This is a genomic window from Mycobacterium sp. UM_Kg1, from assembly GCF_000972925.1.
GTDB lineage: Bacteria > Actinomycetota > Actinomycetes > Mycobacteriales > Mycobacteriaceae > Mycobacterium > Mycobacterium hiberniae.
The window spans coordinates 12107-33028 of the sequence record NZ_JRMK01000038.1; the positions used below are offsets into that span (position 1 = coordinate 12107).

General features: G+C 69.6%; 23 protein-coding genes and 1 pseudogene. 10 read left to right on the top strand and 14 right to left on the bottom strand.

Annotated features, from left to right (window positions below):
• Positions 1-14: 14 nt before the first annotated feature.
• The 4 genes from LI92_RS08365 to LI92_RS08380 are packed head-to-tail and all read right to left on the bottom strand — an operon-like array spanning position 15 to position 4049.
• Positions 15-986: a GlxA family transcriptional regulator gene (locus tag LI92_RS08365; RefSeq protein ID WP_286134944.1), complete on the bottom strand. Its 972-nt coding sequence runs from the start codon at positions 984-986 to the stop codon at positions 15-17.
• Between the two features lie 45 nt (positions 987-1031).
• Entirely contained in the window at positions 1032-2009 is a 978-nt protein-coding gene (locus tag LI92_RS08370) for an NAD-dependent epimerase/dehydratase family protein (RefSeq protein WP_046317984.1), read from the bottom strand.
• 43 nt (positions 2010-2052) lie between these two features.
• The gene (locus LI92_RS08375; protein ID WP_286134946.1) at positions 2053-2766 is read right to left on the bottom strand and encodes an Rv0518 family GDSL lipase; all 714 of its coding nucleotides are present in this window, start codon (positions 2764-2766) and stop codon (positions 2053-2055) included.
• A gap of 17 nt (positions 2767-2783) precedes the next feature.
• On the bottom strand, positions 2784-4049 hold the full coding sequence (locus LI92_RS08380) for an acyltransferase family protein (RefSeq protein ID WP_046317985.1): 1266 nt from the start codon (positions 4047-4049) through the stop codon (positions 2784-2786).
• Between the two features lie 195 nt (positions 4050-4244).
• On the opposite strand from LI92_RS08380, the gene LI92_RS08385 reads away from it, so the two are divergent.
• From LI92_RS08385 to LI92_RS08405, 5 genes are all read left to right on the top strand, one after another.
• Positions 4245-6200, top strand: a complete 1956-nt coding sequence (locus LI92_RS08385) for a neutral/alkaline ceramidase (RefSeq protein ID WP_046317987.1) — start codon at positions 4245-4247, stop codon at positions 6198-6200.
• Between the two features lie 98 nt (positions 6201-6298).
• The gene (locus tag LI92_RS08390; RefSeq protein WP_046317989.1) at positions 6299-6745 is read left to right on the top strand and encodes an STAS domain-containing protein; all 447 of its coding nucleotides are present in this window, start codon (positions 6299-6301) and stop codon (positions 6743-6745) included.
• A gap of 92 nt (positions 6746-6837) precedes the next feature.
• A complete protein-coding gene (locus tag LI92_RS08395) occupies positions 6838-7389 on the top strand; it encodes a phosphatase PAP2 family protein (RefSeq protein ID WP_052740738.1) in 552 nt (183 codons plus the stop codon).
• On the top strand, positions 7343-8089 hold the full coding sequence (gene yaaA, locus LI92_RS08400) for a peroxide stress protein YaaA (protein WP_046317993.1): 747 nt from the start codon (positions 7343-7345) through the stop codon (positions 8087-8089). The genes LI92_RS08395 and yaaA overlap by 47 nt, the downstream gene beginning before the upstream one ends.
• 17 nt (positions 8090-8106) lie before the next feature.
• Complete coding sequence (locus LI92_RS08405; protein WP_046317995.1) at positions 8107-8757, top strand: M15 family metallopeptidase; 651 nt, start codon at positions 8107-8109, stop codon at positions 8755-8757.
• Here LI92_RS08405 and LI92_RS08410 read toward each other — a convergent pair.
• Entirely contained in the window at positions 8750-9067 is a 318-nt protein-coding gene (locus LI92_RS08410; protein WP_046318024.1) for an MTH1187 family thiamine-binding protein, read from the bottom strand. The two genes, LI92_RS08405 and LI92_RS08410, sit on opposite strands and share 8 nt — an antisense overlap.
• 53 nt (positions 9068-9120) lie before the next feature.
• Between LI92_RS08410 and dtd the strand changes: the two genes are divergently transcribed.
• From dtd to LI92_RS08425, 3 genes are all read left to right on the top strand, one after another.
• Positions 9121-9552, top strand: coding sequence for a D-aminoacyl-tRNA deacylase (dtd, locus tag LI92_RS08415; protein WP_046317997.1), 432 nt, complete (start codon positions 9121-9123; stop codon positions 9550-9552).
• Positions 9553-9598: 46 nt separating this feature from the next.
• Positions 9599-10027 (top strand): DUF2834 domain-containing protein, encoded by a 429-nt coding sequence (locus LI92_RS08420; RefSeq protein ID WP_046317999.1) that lies wholly within the window; start codon positions 9599-9601, stop codon positions 10025-10027.
• An 87-nt stretch (positions 10028-10114) separates the two neighbouring features.
• Entirely contained in the window at positions 10115-11566 is a 1452-nt protein-coding gene (locus LI92_RS08425; protein WP_046318001.1) for an HNH endonuclease signature motif containing protein, read from the top strand.
• Here the strand turns inward: LI92_RS08425 and LI92_RS08430 are convergent, their stop codons facing one another.
• The 4 genes from LI92_RS08430 to LI92_RS08445 form a co-directional block, all read right to left on the bottom strand.
• Positions 11567-12979, bottom strand: coding sequence for a lipase maturation factor family protein (locus LI92_RS08430; protein WP_046318003.1), 1413 nt, complete (start codon positions 12977-12979; stop codon positions 11567-11569).
• Between the two features lie 90 nt (positions 12980-13069).
• The gene (locus LI92_RS08435; RefSeq protein WP_046318005.1) at positions 13070-14344 is read right to left on the bottom strand and encodes a competence/damage-inducible protein A; all 1275 of its coding nucleotides are present in this window, start codon (positions 14342-14344) and stop codon (positions 13070-13072) included.
• 22 nt (positions 14345-14366) lie between these two features.
• The gene (locus tag LI92_RS08440; protein WP_046318007.1) at positions 14367-14870 is read right to left on the bottom strand and encodes a hypothetical protein; all 504 of its coding nucleotides are present in this window, start codon (positions 14868-14870) and stop codon (positions 14367-14369) included.
• Between the two features lie 128 nt (positions 14871-14998).
• Positions 14999-15235, bottom strand: a complete 237-nt coding sequence (locus LI92_RS08445) for a hypothetical protein (RefSeq protein WP_046318008.1) — start codon at positions 15233-15235, stop codon at positions 14999-15001.
• 117 nt (positions 15236-15352) lie between these two features.
• On the opposite strand from LI92_RS08445, the gene LI92_RS08450 reads away from it, so the two are divergent.
• Together LI92_RS08450 and LI92_RS08455 are read left to right on the top strand one after the other, a co-directional pair.
• On the top strand, positions 15353-16144 hold the full coding sequence (locus tag LI92_RS08450) for an HAD family hydrolase (RefSeq protein WP_046318011.1): 792 nt from the start codon (positions 15353-15355) through the stop codon (positions 16142-16144).
• Between the two features lie 139 nt (positions 16145-16283).
• Entirely contained in the window at positions 16284-17414 is a 1131-nt protein-coding gene (locus tag LI92_RS08455; protein ID WP_046318013.1) for a nitronate monooxygenase, read from the top strand.
• Here the strand turns inward: LI92_RS08455 and LI92_RS08460 are convergent.
• The 5 genes and pseudogenes from LI92_RS08460 to LI92_RS08480 all read right to left on the bottom strand — a co-directional run.
• Positions 17392-17865 carry a hypothetical protein gene (locus LI92_RS08460; protein WP_286134949.1) on the bottom strand — a complete coding sequence of 158 codons (474 nt, stop codon included), beginning with the start codon at positions 17863-17865 and terminating at the stop codon, positions 17392-17394. The genes LI92_RS08455 and LI92_RS08460 overlap by 23 nt on opposite strands.
• On the bottom strand, positions 17862-19139 hold the full coding sequence (locus LI92_RS08465) for a DUF58 domain-containing protein (protein WP_046318015.1): 1278 nt from the start codon (positions 19137-19139) through the stop codon (positions 17862-17864). The genes LI92_RS08460 and LI92_RS08465 overlap by 4 nt, the downstream gene beginning before the upstream one ends.
• Positions 19136-20107, bottom strand: coding sequence for an AAA family ATPase (locus LI92_RS08470; RefSeq protein WP_046318025.1), 972 nt, complete (start codon positions 20105-20107; stop codon positions 19136-19138). Before LI92_RS08470 ends, LI92_RS08465 begins: the two co-directional genes overlap by 4 nt.
• An 8-nt stretch (positions 20108-20115) precedes the next feature.
• Positions 20116-20604 carry a hypothetical protein gene (locus LI92_RS08475; protein ID WP_046318016.1) on the bottom strand — a complete coding sequence of 163 codons (489 nt, stop codon included), beginning with the start codon at positions 20602-20604 and terminating at the stop codon, positions 20116-20118.
• A pseudogene (locus LI92_RS08480) lies at positions 20601-20906 on the bottom strand (DUF4129 domain-containing protein); the annotation flags it as partial. The pseudogene LI92_RS08480 and the gene LI92_RS08475, both read right to left, overlap by 4 nt.
• Between the last annotated feature and the right edge of the window lie 16 nt (positions 20907-20922).

Consider the following 20922-nt stretch of genomic DNA (forward strand, 5'->3'; position numbering starts at 1 on the left):
CCGAACGAACGTTCTCAGCGGACTGTCGTGCGGAACCGATCCCGGTAGGCCTTCGGCGACACGCCCAAGTGGTCGGTGAATACCCGACGCAGGGTTTCGGGGCTGCCGAAACCTGCTCGGTGCGCGGACTCGGTGACACTGTGGCCGGCATCGAGCGCGGCACGGGCGGCATCGATGCGTACCGTTTCGACGTAGCGGGCCGGGGTGGTCCCGAGCTCGGACTGAAACAGTCTCGTCAGTTGCCGGCTGCTCAACGCGGCTCGCCTGGCGAGAGCGTTCACACTGTGGTCATCGGCCGGGTCGGCCGCGATCGCATCGGTGACCCTGCGCAGCGCAGACTGCGGGGGTGGATCCGCCTCGACCAGCGTGGAGAACTGCGACTGTCCGCCTGCGCGTTTCAGATAGACCACCAGCCATCGCGCGACCTCGCGGACCAGCTTGCTGCCGTGATCCATTTCGACCAACGCCAACGCGAGGTCGATACCGGCTGACACGCCGGCCGAGGTGTAGACGTCGCCGTCACGGATGAAGATGGCGTCCGGCTCGACCGCGACGTCGGGAAATGCCCGCGCGAGCAATCTGGCCTCGTTCCAGTGGGTGGTGGCACGACGGCCGCTGAGCACGCCGGCCTGAGCCAGGATGAACGACCCGGTGCAGATGGACGCCAAGCGCCGTGTTCGGCCGGCAACCGACCTGACGGCCTCGACAAGCGCCGGATCGATCGGGCGCCGCGGCAGATAGTCGCCGCCGGCCACCATGACGGTGTCGGCCGAAGCGATGGCGGCAAGGCTGTCGGTGACGCCCAACCGGGCGCCGATCGAGGTCGTCACATCGCGGCCATCCACCGAGGCGATCTTGACCACGTAGTTCGCGCCAAACCGAGTGGCCTCGACGAAGACTTCTGCTGCCCCCGCGACATCGAGCATCGTCACCTCATCGAAGACGACGATCACCACCAACCGTGCCCCGGCACCGGTGTCAGTCACGCAGCCATTATGTCGCTTGCGCCGGCATACGGGCGCCGACAGCCGCTAGCCGCGGATGCCCGCAATGGTGTCGGCCAGCGTTTCGCGGGGATCCCGGAACACGATGCCCAGCTCGCGTTCGGCCGGCGAGTCGTCGGAGTCGGGCATCTGGGTGTAGTACTGCATACCGGCCTCGGTGAACGGGGTCGAGATGGGCAGCGTCTGCTGCACCTGGTCGAGGATCCGGCCCGTCCAGCGCAAGGCGACATCCGGTACCGGCACGGCCACCATCGGTGATCCCGAGACGTCGGCGAGCAGCCTCGCCAGTTGTCCCGGCGGCACCCGCCGGCCACCTGCCATATAGCGCCGCGGGCCACGTCCGGGTTCCAGCAGCGCCACGTGCATGGCCGCCAGGTCACGCACGTCGATCACCAGCCACGCCGCGCCGCGACCGGGAATGACGTGCATCTCCAGCGCGGTCCGTACCCCTTCTCCGGCCTCGCCGAGCCGATCTCCGACCGGCGGTCCGAGCACCATTCCCGGATAGGTGATGGTGACCGGGGCGCCGGCGTCCTGCAGCCCCCGCGCATAGAGGTCTTCGCGGGCTTTCGATCGGCCGTAGCCGTCGGCGCCGCCGGCCACCGGCAGGTCGGCCCGCAGCATCTTCAGTCCCGGGTGGAACAGCGCGGTGAAGCTGGAGACATGAATGATCGGATCCAAACCCAGCTCGACCGCTCCCCCGAGCACGTGGTGTGCCCCCGCCGAGTTGGTGCTCAGCATCTGCGCCGTCTGCCGGGGATCGGTGGCCACCACGGCCGCGGCGTGCACCACCGCGTCGCAGCCCCGCAGGGCCTGGTGCACCGAGGTCGCGTCGGTGATGTCGCCGACGACATGGTCCGAGACGTCGACCCCCAACCGGGCCACACCGGCGTGCAGGCCCGCGGGGTTTCGGACCAGGAATCGCACCCGGTGCCCGGCATCGGCGATCGCTTTCGCGGTCCAGCCGCCCACGAATCCGGTTCCGCCGGTGATCAACACCCGCATCGCGCCCCCCTTTTTCCGATTTCGGCGAACCCGCCCCGGTTGATCAGACCCGTCTGGGCAACTGGTCGGCGATCAGCGGGGCGATCTTGTCGGCCATGTAGGCGTGGCCGGCGTCGGTGGGATGCACCCCGTCCGGGCCGATCAGGTCAGGCAGGCCGACGAACCACCGCTCGGCGAGCGGGTCGATGAACACCGCACCCACGACGCGGGCCTCGGCGCTGAGAATGTCGCGGATCCGCCAGATGTTGCCCGGCACATCGGCGGTGGGCCACGGCGGTCCGATCACGAGCATCCGCGCACCCGGCGCCGTCCGGCGGGCCAGCCCCAACGCGTCGGCGATCATGCGGCTCAGCTGGCCCGGCTCGACATCCTGATCGTTGCGCGAGCCGAAGAACACCACCAGGGCGTCCTCGGGTCGCACCGCATGGGAGGTCAGGTCCTGAAACAATCCGCCCCGGTTGCCGCGTACGCCGTAACCCGCACCGCCTTCGGCCGCGACGTCGGCGCTGACGAAGACACCGCGGCCGGCCAGGTTCTGCCAGGTCCGCTCGGTCCAGTTCGCCGCGCCGCGCCCGGTGTCCTCATACCCGGAGGTGTAGGAGTCGCCGATCACCGCGATCCGGTTCGGCGTGGCGCTCAGCGGGACCGTGGCCAGGTGACGCGTCGGGGACTGGCCGCGCGACACGTAGCCGGTAGCCGCGACGACCGCGACGACGCCGGTCACCATCACCACGGCGAATGTCCACACCCGGCTCACTGCCACCTCCCCTGTTCTCAGCGCAGAGTAGCCGGGACCTCGAGCGGGACTTCCCCGAGTACACCGTCGTGTGGGCCCGCACAACTGTCGGGCGAATCGTTCGGCTCAACCGCCAGGGGGTCTTCTGCCGGGGCCGCCGGCGCGGGCTCCGGGCGCGCGCCGATCATCTTGCGCATCCAGTGCCGGCCCGGCTCCTCCACTGCGTGGAACAGCAGCACCGACAGCAGCATCGCCGCCGCCAGCACCGCTGCCACCGCCCATTTGGCTGCCGACGTCCCTTCGCCGAGCACGATGTCGAACTGCAGGACGGCCCAGTTCCAGGACGTGTGCACCAGCTCGTGAACCATGTACAGGCAGAACGAGATCTGCCCGCCGTAGACCAGCACCCGGGTGGACAGCAGCGCGGGCAGGCTGCCGCTGCCGATGGCCAGGCACATCACCAACGGCACGAACAAGACGTCGACCAGGCCTCCGCTGTCATAGAGCCCGGAGATCGGATGGCTGTCGAAGTAGTACAGAACGCCGACCATCGCGGCCACCAGCAGTGCCGAGCCGACTCCGGCGGCTCGCCGTGCCGAGTCGCCGGGGCTGATCTTGCGTACCGCCGCGCAGGCCAGCGCGCCCGCGGTGAACTGCATGACGATGCGTGGGAGCCAACTCCACGGGCTGTAGAACTGGCCGGTGGCCAACAACAGCAGCAGCGGCGGGAGCGAGGCGATGATGGCCAGCGCCGCCAGGCCGCGCGCCGAGGTCACCCGCATCGCCCGGAAGACCAGCAGTACCAGTCCGGCGAACAACAGGTAGGCCAGCCACTCCGCGCTGATGGACCAGGCCGGACCGTCCCAGCTCGACCCGTCGAAGAACGGCTCGAACCACAGCTGCACCAGCAGAACCTGGCGCACGTAGCTGACCGCGGTGATCCGGCTGAGGTCCTCGGTGGGAACGTGCCCGACGTGCAGGGTGAAGATCACCCACAGCAGCGCCAGGTGCAGGGTGACCAGGTAGATCGGCCAGACCCGGGCGAGCCGCAGCCACAGGAAGTGCAGCGTGGCGCGTGCCGAGAAGGTCTCGCCCATCCGTTCCAGGTAGTTCCAGGTCAGAACGAAGCCGCTGAGGATGAAGAACAGGTCGACGCCCTGGGCGCCCCGGTCGAGCACCGGGGCGAGCGCGTCGCTGACCGCCGGCGACGCCAGCTGCAGCAGCGGGCGGAAATGAAACAGCACCACCCATACCGCGGCGACGATGCGAAGCCCGGTCAGGGCCTTGATCTCTCCGGTGCGCACAACACTCTTTCGCCGGTGGGCTCCGCTTGTCCAGACTGCCTCGGGTGCGGGCCCGTCGAGATGCCTCGACGATCAGCAGCCACAACCTCCGTAGCCGGCAGCCCTCGCAGACTAGCAGCGCCGATTGTCGCCGGAGAAGTTGTCGGCCGGTGCGTCGGCGACGATATGCCGCAGGGCGTTATGAATACTGTAGCGATGCCAGACGACTACCAGGTTGGACGCGGAATCGCCGACATCACCGGCGAACCGGCCGAATGCGGAATGCTCGGCTACGGAGTGGCCTCGCAGCAGACCGACGGGATACACAATCGGCTGCGCGCCCGCGCCTTCGTCATCGCCGACGCCGCCGCCGGAACCCGGCTGCTGCTGGTGGTCTGTGAGATACCGCTGCTGCTGGAAAGCCTCCACCGTGAGGTGCTCGGACGTCTGGCCGCGACCTACGGCGAGCTGTACACGTTCCACAACGTGATGCTGACGGCGACCCACACCCATTGCGGCCCCGGCGGCTACTCCGATCATCGCCTGTACAACTCCAACACCCACGGGTTCCGGCAGCAGACATTCGACGCGATCGTCGACGGGATCTGTGAAGCAGTGGCCATGGCCCATGCCGACCTGGCTCCGGCCCGCCTGAGCCTGGCCGTGGGCCGGTTGCACGACGCCAGCTGCAACCGCTCGCCGTCGTCGTTCGCCCGCAACCCGGAGGCCGAGCGCGCTCACTTCCCGGACAAGATCGACCCGCAGACCACCCTGCTGCGCATCGAACGCGACGGCCGGCTGGTCGGGGCGGTGAACTGGTTCGCCACCCACGGCACGTCCATGACCAACCGCAACACCTTGATCAGCGGGGACAACAAGGGGTATGCGGCCTATCAGTGCGAGCGCCTGGACCACGGCGTCGACTACCTGTCGCCGGACCCACCGGATTTCATCGCGGCCTTCGCCCAGACCAACTCCGGGGACATGTCACCCAATATCGGGCAGCGGCCCGGCACCGGACCCACCGACGACGAATTCGAGAACACCCGGATCATCGGATCCCGGCAAGCCGTCGCGGCCACCGAACTGACCCTGGGACACGGCACCGAGGTCACCGGGGGGCTTGACGCGCGCGCCACCTATGTCGACCTCACCGACTTCGAGGTGCGGCCCGAATTCACCGGCAACGGCCGGGCCCATCGCACCGGCCCCGCGGTCGCGGGTGCCTCCTGTCTGGCCGGGACCGACGAAGGCGCCGGTCCGGCGTACCCGGTGTTCAAGCAGGGCCGCAACCGGTTCTTCGACGGCCTGATCGCCAACACGGTCTACCGCCTCTCCCCGCGCCTGCGTGACGCGCACGCCCCCAAAGGCGCCGTGGGTCCCGGCATCCGGCTGAACAAGGCGTTGTCGCTGCTGATGCCCGAGGGCGGCCCGGTGCAGCTGCTGCGCATCGGTCAGCTGTACCTGATCGGCATTCCCGCCGAAGTCACCATCGTGGCGGGCCTGCGACTGCGCCGCACCGTGGCGCAGATCGTCGGCGCCGAGCTGCGCGACGTGCTGGTGGCCGGCTACAGCAACGGCTACCTGCACTACGTCACGACGCCGGAGGAGTACGACGAGCAACGTTACGAAGGCGGCAGCACCCTGTTCGGCCGCTGGGAGCTGCCGGCCCTGCAGCAGGTGGTGGCGGAACTGGCCACCGCGATGCGCGACCAGCGGCCCGCCCCCGACGGCAGGCGGCCCGCGGAGCCGTCGCGCCACCGGCGCTCACGGCGCCGGCCGAAGCCCGATGCGCCGGCCCCCGGCCGGCGGTTCGGCGACGTCGTAGTGGCCCCGGAACGCCAATACCGGCCCGGCGCCACCGTGTCGGCGGTGTTCACCGGCGCCTACCCGAACAACGACCTGCATCGCGGCGGCACCTACGTGCGGGTACAGCGACAGACCCCCGACGGCTGGGACACCGTGGCCGACGACAGCGACTGGTCGACGACCTTCCGCTGGCGCCGCACCGGACGGCGCGGTTCGGCCATCACGGTGACCTGGACGATCCCCGAGGATGTCGACGGCGGGCGATACCGCCTGCGCTACGACGGCGACGCGCGGGACGCCGACGGGCAGATCACCGCGTTCACCGGAGTCACCGACCCGTTCGATATCTCACCAAAGCGTTAATCGGTCGCCCAAGACGCCTTAACTTCGCCGCATAGCGTCGGAAACATCGAGGTCGGCGCACCCGCCGACAGCGATCCACAGGGAAGGTGGGGGCTGGTATGGCAATCGACATCACCACACGGGGCGCGGCGCGGATCAACCCGGTCGTCGAGTGCGGCGGGGCACAGATTCGAGCGCACTACCGTCACCTCGCGACGGTGATCACGGTCCGGGGCCGGATCGACGCCACCAACGTGGACGAACTCAGCGAACACGCCCGGCGATTTGTCCTTGCCAACGAAGCTCTGGTGCTGGACCTGAGCGGCGTCACCTCGTTCGCCGCCGCCGGCATCTGGCTGCTGTGCGTGCTCGACGGCGACTGCCGCGCCGCCGGCGTGGAGTGGACTCTGATCGAGAGCGCTGCGGTGCACGAACTGCTCGGCGACTTCGACGAGGACGCCATGTTCCCGACGTCGCCCTCGGTGGACCAGGCGCTGCACGCTCTTGCCGACGGCAACGACCAGCGCCGCCAGGCACTGCTGCCGCTGTTCCAGAAGTCGGCCTGATCCGACCCGCCTGAGCCAGGTCCCGCAGAGATAGGTCCCCGGAGATAGGTCGTAGTCTCGCCACCGCGCTGCGCTGGTGGCCGTTGGCCGGCGTGTTGGCGACACTGGCCCTGGGCGCGGCGGTGGGCCGCGGGTCGACGCCCGTCGACAGTTGGTTCAGCCGGGCCACCGGCGCACTGCTCGGCGCACAGCCCCGGTGGATGTTGGTCTTCACCAGCGGATGGCTGCTCTTGGCGGTGTCGGTGGCCAGCGTCGCGGTGGCCCTGTATCGCCGGCAGTGGGTGCTGGCGGCGGCGGTGCTGGCCTGCCCGCTGGCCGCGACCGCCGTGACCGCGGCGCTCAAGCACGTCTTCGACCGGCGCAACGGGCCCTACCTCGAATACCCCAGCGGCCATACCGCGATGTTGGTGTCGGTGCTGGGCATGATGGTCGTGGTGGCAGCCGCCCGGGGGTGGGCGCTGCTGACCGCCGCCGTGGGGAGCCTGCTGGGCATGTTGGGGCTGGTGGCCTGTGGTTACCACTTCTTCACCGACACCGTGGGGGCGGCGATGCTCGCCACCGCGCTGGTCGGTGCAACGGCTCGGTTAACGTCTGCCTGTGATCGTGCTGCTGCCCCCATCGGAGACCAAGCGTGCCGGCGGTGACGGCCCACCGTTGCGCCTCGAGGCCCTGGCTGCTCCGCAACTGAACGACACGAGAGCCGAACTTCTCGAGGTGTTGGTCGGCCTGGCCGCCGACCGGGATGCCAGCCGCAGCGCCTTGGGGTTGTCGGCGTCGCAGGACGCCGAGATCGAGCGCAACGCCGCGCTGCGGCACGCTCCCACCGCGCCGGCCATCAACCGATACACCGGCGTGCTCTATGAGGCGCTCGACGTCGACTCGCTGCGCGGTGCGGCGGCCGCCCGGGCCGCCGCGCGGCTGGCTGTCGGCTCCGCCCTGTTCGGACTGCTGCGCGCCACGGATCCGGTACCCGCCTACCGGCTGTCGGCGACGTCGAAGCTGCCCGGACGGCCGGGGCTGACCAAACTGTGGCGGCCGGTGCTGGAGCCGGTGCTGGCCGAGATCGCCGAGGCCCAACTGGTGGTTGACCTGCGGTCCGGGTCCTATGCGGCCCTGGCCGCCATCCCCGGGGCCGTTCGTGTCGATGTGATCGCCGAACACGCCGATGGCCGGCGGGTCTCGGTGAGCCACTTCAACAAGGCCCATAAAGGCCGGCTGGCGCGGGCCCTGGCCGCCACCAGGGCCGAACCGCAGGACGCCGCGGCGGTCGCGGCGGTGGCGCGCCGGGCCGGGATGCGGGTGGAACGCGAAGATCGGCGGTTGACGATTGTGGTGCCGGCCTGAGGCGCGACAATGGGCGCATGCGCAGTCTGCGGATGGTGAGCGTCATGGCGATACTGCTGACCGGTGCCTCGGGTACCGCGACCGCCGATCCGGTGGCCGAGGTGTCGCCGGCGGCCCGCGCGGCGGGATTCGTCGACGTGCGCAGTGCGGTGCCCGACGCGATCATCGATCTGCGTTACGCGACGGCGAACAACTTCGTCGGCGAACGCCTCTATCCGGCAAACGCCCGGTGTCTGGTGCACGAATCACTGGCGCCCGGGCTGGCGACGGCGGCAGCCGCGCTGCGCGCCCGGGGTCGGACCCTGGTGTTCTGGGACTGCTACCGGCCGCACCAGGTGCAGGTGCGGATGTTCGAGGTGGTGCCGAACCCGAACTGGGTCGCCCGGCCCGGCTCGCTGGCCCGCAGCCATGAGACCGGCCGGTCGGTCGACGTGACGACCGCCGACGCCCATGGGCGGCTGTCGGACATGGGCACCGGGTTCGACGACTTCTCCCCGAACTCCGCGGCATTCGCCGAGGGCATCAGCGCGCGTGCCGCCGCCGAGCGTGCCCTGCTGCGGGATGCGATGCGCGCCGGCGGCCTGGACTACTACGCCGGCGAATGGTGGCACTTCAACGGACCCGGCGCCCAGGTGGGGCGCCCCATACTCGACGTGGCGGTCAATTAGGTTCCGGCGGTGTCGCCAGGTGGCGCTCCACCGATTCGACCTTGGCGGTCATCGCGTCCACCGCGCCGTCGCGCCAGTCGGCTTTGATGACGGTGCTCACCCGAGGTGAGCGCGCCGCCACGGCTTCAACGGCCCGCTGCACCACCGCCATCGCCTCGGCCCAGCTGTCGCTTTCGATCACGGTGAACATCGCATCGGTGTGGTTGGGCAACCCGGACTCCCGAACGACCCGGACCGCTTCGGCGACGATCTCGCCGACTCCCTCACCCACTCCCAGCGGCGTCACCGAGAACGCCACGAGCACCGACACCGCGATCACCCCTCCCTGCCCCCGTTACGGCGAGCCTACCTAGCATCGAGGCCGTGCGAGTTCTGGTTCAGCGGGTCCTGTCGGCCCGCGTCAGCGTGGACGGTCGCACGGTTGGGGCGATCGATCCGCACGGCCAGGGCCTGCTCGCCCTGGTCGGCGTGACCCACACCGACGACGCCGCCACAGCGCAGCGTCTGGCCGAAAAGCTCTGGCAATTGCGCATTCTCGACGATCAGAAGTCGGCGGCCGATGTCGGCGCACCGATTCTGGTGGTCAGTCAGTTCACGCTCTACGCCGACACGGCCAAAGGGCGGCGGCCGTCGTGGAATGCGGCCGCGCCGGGTCCGGTCGCCGAACCGCTGGTCGCTGAGTTCGCCGCGGCGCTGCAACGTTTGGGCGCGCAGGTGGCGACCGGGCAGTTCGGGGCGCATATGCAGGTGGAGTCGGTCAACGACGGTCCGGTGACCGTGCTGCTCGAACTGTGAGCCACAAACCGCGATACCCCCGCCCGGCGGACGCTAACGTGGCCGGATGACTACAGCCGCCAAGGTCCGTTGCGCCGCCTACGCGGTGATCGCCGTCGCCGCGTTGCTCGCCACCTGGAGCCAGAACCTGGCCTACAACGGGACCGACTTGTCGTTATCCCGGTTCCTGCCGGACACCGCGGTGACGCCCGCGTCGCGCTCGATCACCGCCGATATCTTGCTGCTGGGCCTGTCGGCGACAGTCTTGATGGTCACCGAGGCCCGCAAGCACAACGTGCGGTTCGTGTGGGCCTACATCTTCGGCGGATTCCTCACCGCGATCAGCTTCACGTTCCCGTTGTTTCTGATCGCCCGCGAACGACGACTGGCCGCCGAGGGCGCCTCGGCGCCGCGCCTGGGCGCCCTCGATACCGCACTGCTGGCCGTGTTCACGCTGGTGGTGGTGGCCCTCACCGTGTGGGTCGACACCCGGTAGCCGCGCCCGATTTCCTCACTGTCTTCTTAATAACTCACTCCCCCATGAGGCCCGTTTCTGTCGGTGGATCGAACTAGTGTTCGATTCATGAGTAGGAGTGCGGTCGCCGATCGAGACACCATCCTGGGTTGTCTGGGTGCGATCGAAGCCGCCTACGATCAGCTGCAGGCGTGTTCGTTCGATGCGTTGAGCGCCGAGGAGCTGGTGTCGGTCTTGGCGCGGCGTGAGGTGCTGGCGTGGCGGGCGCCGGTGGTCGAGCATCGGATCCTGGCCCGCCTGGTCGCCCAAGGTGATTCCGGCGCCTTGGGGGCCTGCTCATGGGCAAAGGCGCTGGCCGAACGGCTACGGATCAGCAGCGCCGCCGCCCGGCGCCGGTTGGCTGAGGCCGCCGAGTTGGGTCCACGCACCTCGGTGACCGGTGAGCCGCTGGAGCCGCTGCTGCCGGCCCTGGCGGCCGCCCAAGCCGACGGGCGGGTCGGTCCGGAGCATGTGGCGATCGCCCGCAAGGCACACGCCGCGATTCCCGGCACCGTTCCCGCCCGGGACCGCGAACGCGCGGAAGGCCACCTCGCGGTACTGGCCGGTGAGTACGGGCCCGAAACCTTCCAGCGGCTGGCCGATCATGTGGTGGCGGTACTGAACCCGGACGGCGATTACACCGATCGAGAACGCCAGTCCCGGCGCGGTATACGTCTGGGGCGCCAAGACCTCGATGGGATGAGCTCGCTGAGTGGGCGGATCACCCCGGAACTGCGTGCCACCCTCGAGCCCATCCTGGCGAAATTGGCGGCACCCGGAATGTGTAACGCCGCCGACGAGAGCCCATGCGTGGACGGCACCGCCAGCGAAGAGCAGATCCGCAATGACGACCGCAGCCCGGCGCAGCGCAACCACGATGCGCTGCTGGCCGCCGGCCGTGCCGTGCTCGCCTCCAAGAGCCTCGGCCGGCTCAACGGCCTGCCGGTCACTCTCATCGTCACCACGACATTGGCCGAACTGCAGGCCGCGACCGGACATGAGCCCGACGACGACGCTGCCGCCACCGGCAAGGCGCTCACCGCGGGCGGCAGCCTGCTGCCGATGCCCGACCTGCTGCGCATGGCCGAGCACGCCCACCACTACCTGGCCCTGTTCGACGGTCGCGGCCGGGCATTGTGGCTGGGTCGCGCCAAGCGCATCGCATCGGCTGATCAGCGCATCGTGCTCCACGCCCGCGACCGCGGCTGTACCCGCCCGGGCTGCACCGTCTCGGGCTACCTCACGCAAGCCCACCACCTTGAGCACGACTGGGCAGACAACGGGCGCACCGATGTCGACACCCTGGCCCTGGCGTGCGCCCCGGACAACCGGATGGCCAGCCAACAGAATTGGAGCACCACACTCGGTGACAGCGGCCGCGTCGAATGGATCCCCCCGCCGGCACTCGAGCGCGGTCAACCCCGAGTCAACCCGTATCACTTCATCGAGGCCTTCATCGACCGCCGCCTTCGGCCTGCCCCGCCGGGCGTCCCGCCCGACGACTGGGACCTGGCGCGATGACTAACGGCGTTCCCGCGGCGCGGATGCCCCGGTCGCCGAGACCGGCGACCGGTAAACGCCCACCAGGCTGCGATGCCACCAGGCGCCGTCGCGGCGCAGCTCGGCCCAGGTGGTGAAGCGGTAGTCGTAGAGCAAGATCCGCACGAAGTGCGGCGGGGCGTCGGGAAACGGGTTGTGGCGCAACAGGCGCAACGTGTCGCGGTCATTGCGCAACAGGCGTTGCAGCAACGCCTCACACCACGGCTGCCCGTACCGGGGCGAGAGCGCGGCGAACCACATCAGCCAGTCCAGCCGCAGGTGGTAGGGCGCCCACTGGCGTGGGCATCGCCGCACCGCACCGGGTTTTCCTTTGAAGTGGTATTCCCGCCATGAGGTCCGCTCGGTGAGCGCGGCGTCGGTGGTCCCCTCGATCACCAGTTCTCTGCGAAAACGCCCTACCGTGCCGAACGCACCGTAGGTGTTGACCAGATGCAACGGATTGAAGCTGGCATTCATCCGCTGACTCCGCGAGGCCATGTTGCGCACCGGCCAGTAACTCAGTACCAGCGTGGTCGCGGCGTAGACCATGACCAGGCCGGCGAACCACAGCGGGGCCTGCGGCATCGGCGCCGGCTGCAGACCCGCAATCCGTTCGGTCAACCACGCCTGGTCGAGTGCGCCAGCGGCCAGGACGATCGTGATCCAGTTCAGCCAGGCGAAGTTTCCCGAGGCCACCAGCCACAACTGGGTGACGATGATGATCCCGGCGGCGACTCCGGCGACGGGCTGGGGGGCGAACAGCCCGAATGGGACCACGAGTTGAGCGACGTGGTTTCCCGCTGCCTCGATGCGGTGCAGCGGTTTGGGCAGGTGGTGGAAGAACCAGCTCAACGGCCCGGGCATGGGCTGGGTTTCGTGGTGGTAGTACAGGCAGGTCAGGTCGCGCCAACAGGAGTCGCCGCGCAACTTGATCAGCCCCGCGCCGAACTCGATCCGAAACAGCAGCCACCGCGCCAGCCACATGACCAGCACCGGGGGCGCAACCCGGTCGTTGCCCAAGAACACGGCCAAAAGGCCGCATTCCAGCAGAATCGACTCCCAGCCGAACGCGTACCAGGTCTGCCCGACGTTCACGATCGACAGGTACAGCGCCCACAGCGCCAGCCAGATCACCATCACCGCCCACAGCGGAACCCGCTCCCCGGCGCCGAGCGCCAAAGCTGCGGCCACACCGGCACCGAACCAGCACAGGCCGGCGAAGAAGCGATCAGAGTAGTGCAGCTGAAAGAGGCTGGGGGCCTGCCGGAATGAGCACCGGCGCAGGTACCGCGGGACCGGAAGCATGCCGTGTTCCCCGATCAGGGCGCGAAACTGGCGGGCGGCGGCAACAAAGGCGATGACGTATATGGCCGCGATGCCGCGTTCGAGCACCATGCGGCCCAGCCAATACCCCGAACCGTTCAGCCAAGTGTTCACACCTGCAACTCCTCGGTGTGATGTTCATACCACCGAGGGCGGCCGGAGTCAGCCGTTTGACAGTGCGCGGTAGAGCAGATGCATGGCTACCGTCGTCGAGCGTTCCCGCACGTCGGCCCGCTCCCCCGGCAGCCGGGTCGTCCGCGTGATCTTGCGGCCGTCGCCCAACGCGACACAGAAGCACACGGTGCCCACCGGTTTGTCCGGCGTCCCGCCGCCGGGGCCGGCGATCCCGGTGATCGCCACCGCGGTGTCGGCGCCGAAGCGGCGCAGTGCGCCGGCAGCCATGGCCTCGGCGACCGGCTCGGACACCGCGCCGTGTTCGGCGATCAAGGCCGCATCGACCCCGAGCAGTTCGACCTTCGCCTCGTTGGAATAGGACACGACTCCACCCGCCAGGTAGCCCGAGGCGCCGGGCGGGTCGGCCAGGCGCCCCGCCAGCAGGCCGGCGGTGCAGGACTCGGCGGTCGCGATCTGTCGACCGGCCAGTGCTGAGGCCACCAGATCGTCGATCTGCGATCCGTCCTCGGAAAAGATCGCCCCGGCATGGCGCTCGCGCAGGAGTTCGAGCAGCTGCCGGTAGGCCTCGGCCGCGTCCGGCTCGTAGCGGGTGACGATCTCCAGTTCGCCGCGACGCAGGCAGGTGGTGATCTCCAACCGGTAGAAACCGGGGATGGCCTCCTGGGCGTGCCGCAGGGTGTCGGCCAGACCCGACTCCGGCAAGCCGAACATCCGGATCGTCTGCTGCGCGTAATGCGTGCGTCCGGCGATCGCCTGTTGGACTGCCGGGGTCGCCACCGCCTTGTGCCACATGGGTTGTAGCTCGCGCGGCGGCCCCGGCAGCACCATCACCGTCGGTGTGCCGGGTACCACCACGCCGGGCGCGGTGCCCACCGGGTCCAGGATCGTTGCCCCCGCCGGGACCATTGCCTGCTTTCGATTGGCCGCCCGGACCGTCGCGAAATCGGGGGCACCCGGACCGCTGTATCGCGCCATCATGGGCTTGATGATCTCGGCGATCCGGGCTTCCAGAACCTCGTCGAGCACAATGTCGCGGCCGCAGAACCTGGCCACCGTCTCGACCGTCAGGTCGTCGGCCGTCGGCCCCAGGCCGCCGCTGGTGATGATCAGGTCCACACCCTCGGCGGCCAGGAACCGCAGCTGACTCTCGATGTCGGAGGGCCGGTCGCCGCAGATCGTGATGTGCGCCAACTCGACTCCCAATTCCAGGAGCCGGTCGGCCAGCCACGGTCCGTTACGGTCGGCCACCCGTCCGGTCAGTACCTCGGTACCGGTGACAACGATTCCTGCGCGTGCGCTCACCGGTCCGAGATTACGCAGTGCCTCAGGGCAGACCCGGAATCAGGACGACCTCCATCGGCGTCACCGGTGCGACCGGAGCCGTCGGCAGGTACCCGCTGGGCGCGAATGCCGTCGGCGCCGCCGCGACCGGAACCGGACCGAAGTTGGGCAGCGGGAAGGGCAGAACCGAACTCAGGCTCGCCGGAAGGTTCGAGATTCCGGGCAGCCCGGCGGCGGAGGTCGCCTGGCTGGCCGCGGTCGACGCGGTCGAGGTCGGCGGCACGTTGAGGGTCGCGGTCGCCAGGGGCGCCTGACCCGGTGCCGTGGGCGGCGCGAGCGTGGTGCCGCTGAGCGCCGATGTGGTGGTCTGCAGCAATTGCTGCGGGAGGCTGGTCGAGGTCGCGACCATCTGCTCGACCACCCCGGCCAGTCCCGGGTTGATCGGCACGGCGTCGGCGGTGGCGGTGGCGCTGGACGCCAGCGCTCCCAGAAACAGTCCCGCTGCGGCGCCGGCGGCGACGGTCAGGTACTTACGGACTCGTGACATGGCTTCTCCCCAATCCCGATTACAAGGTCGGGACCGAAGTTAGCCGTGTGAAAACTGTTGCTCGTGTGACACGAGGGGCGTTTATGCAACCGATGCGAACCGGAGTCGCGGCGGTTACCCGGCCCGCCTCAGCGTCCCAACCAGCTCCCGACCTTCGCCAGGTCGGTGGTGTGAACGAGCAGCACGGTGTCCTCGTAGTGGGACCCACCGTTGAGGATGTTGTCGTCGCGCCAGATGGCATGGACGTGGTAGATGCCGCGGTTATAGATATCGACCCGCTCGCGCCGGGTACGCCGCCAGCCTTGCTGTGCTGCCGTCTCCGACAGGGCTTCCCGCGCGTCGGTCGCGATGGTCTCACTGGTCATGGAGCCGACTCTCTTTTCGCATAGACCCACCACGCTATCAGCTGACCGGCTCACCATCGTTTTCCCGCGGCGCCGGACCTGCCGGCCGGCCGGCGTCAGAACGTAACATCGACGGCGATGACCGCAGCAGCGAGCGATCTGGTCGCCGACGTCGCCCGGGCCGAGCCGGGCGCCCGCATCGGGGCGTTCTTCGACCTGGACGGCACGTTGGTGTCCGGATTCACCGCCACCGCCCATGCCGGCGACCGGATCCGCCGGCGCCAGGCCCGCGCCGGCGAGGTGCTCGGCGTCGTCGAGGCGGCGCTGCGCTACCGCCTGGGCCGCATGCAGTTCGAACGCCTACTGGTACGGGCCGCAGGTTATCTGCGCGGCGAGTCCATCGACGAACTCAACGATGTCGGCGCCCGGCTCTTCGCCGACCACATCACCAGCCGCATCTACCCGCACATGCAGGAGGTCGTGCGGGCACATCAGCAACGCGGCCACACCGTCGTGCTGAGCTCCTCGGCCCTGACCATCCACGCCGAGCCGGTTGCGCGGTTTCTGGAGATCGCCCACGTGCTGTGCAACCGGTTCGAGCTCGACGACCGGGGCCTGCTCACCGGGGACATCGTCAAACCCGTGGTCTGGGGCCCCCAGAAGGCGGCCACGGTGCAGTCGTTCTGCGCGGGCACCGGGATCGACCTGGGCCAGAGCTTCTTTTATGCCGACGGCGACGAGGACGCGGCCCTGATGTCGCTGGTGGGCCGTCCGCGGCCGGTCAATCCCCGTCCCCGGCTCGCCGCGCTGGCCACCGAACACGGCTGGCCGGTGCTGCGCATCCCCGACCCGAGCCGCCCCGGCGGGCGTTCTGTGCTGCGCGCCGCCGGCTTCGGGGTCGCGGTCCTGCGCGCGCTCTCCCCGCGCTGAGCACGATGACCCGTGACACGATTGCCGGTAGTCTGAGGTTCCCCCAGCGCAGCTAGGCCCGACTGGCCCCGCGATGCCTGAATCTGGTACTTAATTAGAACACGTTTCACTTCGATCCCGCCCCCCGAAGGAGTAGGTAATGCACACTCCCCTCTGCGACGAACTCGGCATCGAGTTCCCGATCTTCGCTTTCACGCACTGTCGCGACGTTGTCGTGGCCGTGAGTAAGGCCGGTGGGTTCGGGGTGCTGGGCGCGGTGGGCTTCACCCCGGAGCAGCTCGAGATCGAGCTGAACTGGATCGATGAGAACATCGGCGACCACCCGTACGGCGTCGACATCGTCATCCCGAACAAGTACGAGGGCATGGACTCCGGCCAGTCCGCCGAGGAACTGGCCGAATCGCTGCGCAAGCTGGTGCCCCAGCAGCACCTCGACTTCGGCAAGAAGCTTCTCGCCGACCACGGCGTGCCCGTCGAGGGCGCTGACGCGGACAGCCTGCAGCTGCTGGGCTGGACCGAGGCGACCGCCACCCCGCAGGTCGAGGTCGCGCTGCAGCACCCCAAGGTGACGATGATCGCCAACGCGCTGGGCACTCCCCCGGCGGACATGATCAAGCACATCCACGAGTCGGGCCGCAAGGTCGCCGCGTTGTGTGGCTCCGCGCGGCAGGCGCAGAAGCACGCCGCGGCCGGTGTGGACATCATCATCGCCCAGGGCGGCGAGGCCGGCGGCCACTGCGGCGACGTCGGCTCGATTGTGCTGTGGCCCGAGGTCGTCAAGGCGGTCACGCCGCTGCCCGTGCTCGCGGCGGGCGGCATCGGCAGCGGTCAGCAGATCGCCGCGGCCCTCGCGCTGGGAGCGCAGGGCGCGTGGACCGGCTCGCAGTGGCTGATGGTCGAGGAATCCTCGAACACCGAGGCCCAGCATGCGGCCTACATCAAGGCGGGCAGCCGCGACACCGTCCGCAGCCGCTCCTTCACCGGCAAACCGGCCCGGATGCTGCGCAACGACTGGACCGAGGCGTGGGAGGCTCCCGAGAACCCCAAGCCGCTGGGCATGCCGTTGCAGTACATGGTCTCCGGGATGGCCGTGCGCGCCACGAACAAGTACCCCAACGAGAGCGTCGACGTCGCGTTCAACCCGGTCGGCCAGGTTGTCGGTCAGTTCACCAAGGTGGAGAAGACCGCGACCGTCATCGAGCGGTGGGTCCAGGAGTACCTCGAGGCGACCAGCACTCTCGAAGCCCTCAACGAGGCGTCGGGCGCCTGACCGGGTTCGGCCCGGCGAGCAGAAACGGCTGCGCCGCAAGGGCGTAGAGGCCGAAAAGCACGAACGGCGCCAGCAGCGGTAGCCACGGCAGCCGCCACGGGAACACCGTCGCGACCAATCCCGCGACGGTGAACCCGAGGGCGAACGTCACCGTGGCCGGGGTCATCGGGGCGCGGTGACGCAACATCAGGTAGCCGACCGCGCTCAGACCGGCGGCCGCCGCCCACACGCTGGGCGCATCGGTGATCGCGATCGCGGCGACGGCAAGCAGCACGGCACCTGTCGCCGCCGCACGCCACCGCAGGCCCAACACCACGGCGCCGGCCACCGGCAACACCGTGGCCGCCGCGATGCCCGACGCGCTCGCTCCGGCGAGGGCGGCCATCGCCAGCCCGCACACGCAGGCCAGCACCGGCGGCGCTGGGCCGCCGGCCTCGCCCATGGGCGTCATCGCCGCACCGCCGCGGACCGGCGGTGCGGCGTCGCGACCCGCATGGCCTGCTCCAGCGGTTCGTACCGGGGCCAGGGGGCGACATCGACGCCGATGATGGCCATGTCCCGGTACATGGTGGTGCGCTGCAACGCCCAGATCCGGTCCACCAGGGGATCCGGTTCGTCCTCGAAGGGCGAGGCGGGCAGCACGTCGACCGCAAGGACGACGTGACCGCGTTTGCGCAGATCGGTCAGCGCCAGCGCGAATTCGGTGTCGAGCAACGTGGAGAACGCGATGATCAAAGCCCCTGCCGGCACCGCCGCCCGGGGTGCCAGCGTTCCGGTGGTCGACTCGACGCCGTCGCCGGCGCCCAGAACCGCGTCGACGATGCGATAGAACTGGCGCTGCCCGATCTCCGCCCCCACCCAGCGGGGGTGCCGGCCGCCGAGGATGACGACCCCGGCACGATCGCCGCTGCGCAGTGCGGTCTGGACCACCTGCGCTGCGCCCAGCACCGCGCGTTCGGTCGCCTCGGTCGCCGGCCCGGCGGGCTGGGCGTAGGAGTCGATCAACACCACCACGTCCGCGCCGCGATCGGTCAGTCGCTGCGTTATATGCAGGCTGCCCCGGCGTGCGCTGACCGGCCAGTTCACCGAGCGCAGCGGGTCGCCGGGAACGTAGGCGCGGATATCGGCGTATTCGACGCCGCGGCCCGGGTGCCGGGTCAGGTGGGTCCCCACCCGATCGAGCAGATCGCTGCGCGGAACCGGTGTGGGCTGCGGCGGCGCCGGCGGGAACACGGTGACCTCGGCGACGTCGACGGTCGCGGTGCCGGCCAGTAGTCCGCCCCGGCTCACCATCGACACCGTGGCGCGAATCGGATAGCGGCCCCAGCGTGCGGCCGTGGCCAGCACCGATATCCGACACCCGGATCCCGTGGTGGACACCGTGCTCACCAGGGCGATCACCGGATGCGCCGAGACCACCACGCGAAGCCGGGTTGCCTCGCCGTCGGACACCGTGGCGCCGAGGGTCAGTTCGACCGTTTCGTTCTCGAAGCAACGGCGCGCCGGCGGCGTCGCATGGATGCGCACGACCGGATGGGGCGGCTGCGCGTCCAGCGAGCACAACACCGCCAGCAGCGGCGCGGCGAAGGCGATCAACTGCCAGCGTGCCGCACCCACCGCCGCCACCAGGGCCACCGCGGCAGCGGTCGCCAGCGCCGTGGCGAAAGGCGATGCCCGCCAGCGCAACACGGCGTCCACAACGCGAACGTCGGGATCGTTCGTCACGACGGCGCCGCCTCCGGGGTCCGTGGCACCGGCAGACGCCGCAGCAGGTCCTCCACCACGTCGGTGCCCTGGACGCGGCGCACCCACATCTCCGGCCGCAGCGTGATCCGGTGTGCGATAGCCGAGGTGGCCAACGCCTTGACGTCTTCGGGGATCACGTAATCGCGGCCGAGCAGCAGGGCACGGGACCGGGCCAGCTGAACCAGATCGAGCTCCGATCGCGGGCTGGCGCCCACCGCCACCTGCGGATGACGCCGGGTTCCGGTGGCCAGTGCGACCACGTAGCGCAGCACGTCGTCGTGCACACCGACCTGCTCCACCGATTCGCGCATCGCCACCAACTCGTCGGCGTCCACGACCTTGCGCACCGTCGGCAGGGCGGCTCCGCGGTCCAGGCGCCGGCGCAGCATGGCCGCCTCCCCCTGCTCGGACAGATAGCCCAAGTGCAGTCTGATCGCGAACCGGTCCAGCTGTGCCTCCGGCAACGGGTAGGTGCCCTCGTACTCGATCGGGTTGTCGGTGGCCAGCACGATGAACGGCGTCGGCAACCGGTGCGTGGTGCCGTCGATGCTGACCTGGCCTTCGGCCATGGCCTCCAGCAGGGCCGCCTGGGTCTTGGGCGGCGTGCGGTTGATCTCGTCGGCCAGCACCAGGTTGGTGAAGATGGGGCCGCGCCGGAATTCGAAACGGCCCGTGGACATCTCGTAGACGGTGGTGCCGAGCAGGTCGGCGGGCAACAGGTCAGGGGTGAACTGCACCCGAATGAAGTCCAGCCCGAGTGCGGCCGCGAATGACCGGGCGATCAGCGTCTTGCCCAACCCCGGCAAGTCCTCGATGAGCACATGCCCACCGGCCAGCGCCGTGGTCAGGATGAGCGACAGCGCCGAGCGCTTGCCCACCACCACGCGTTCGATCTCATCGAGCACCGCGGTGCATCGCTGCCCCGTGGTGGCCGCGGCTCCGGACAGCCCGGTGCTCACCCCTGCTCCAGCCGGCACAGGATCTGCTCCAGCACAGCTCGGCCCGGGCCGGGGCCCGTGTCTGATCTCGGGGCGACGTTGCTGGGATCGACCCAGGTCCACAACTGTGCGCCGAACAGCAGCGCCCCGGTGGCCTCGAACGCCACGGGGTCTTTGAGTCTGCCCTGCCCACTGGAGATCTCGAAGCGCCCGGCCAGGATCGGTCGCCAGCGCCGGTCCCAGTCGGCCCGCGTCGATTCCGCCCAGCGGAGTCTGGCCTCGGTACCCGAGCGCCACCGGCGCAGTGCCTCGCCGGGCTCGTCGATGGCCGTCGGCGGCGCCGCCGCGGGCGAGCCGCCCTCGATCAACAGACGCCGGGCCCCGCCGATCAGCAGCGCTGCCGCCAGGGCCGCCGCCCACAGCACGAACTGACGCTGATGGGTCATCAACGCCACCACCTCAGCGCCGGCGATCAGCGGGAATCCTTGCAGAAAGAGCATTTTCATCTCGGCCTCCGCAGTTCTTCGAGAACCATCCGCAGCGCGTCGACGGCATCGGCGCGGTGTTGCTCGGTCATCTGGTGCGCACTGAAACGCGCCTCGGCGAACAACCCCACCAGCCGGGCGGCGTTGTCCGGCGCCAAGGCATGGTGGGCGACGGCACGAGCGAGCACTTCGGTGGGGGTGTCGAACGCGCGGGGGGCGATATCGGGATCGGCACCGAGGTGGCGTTCCATCTCCGTGTAGCAGGCGATGATCGCCGCCCGCGGCTCCCGGCTGGGGTCGATGATGCGGGCCAGGCCGAGTTCTGTCTCTTATACACAT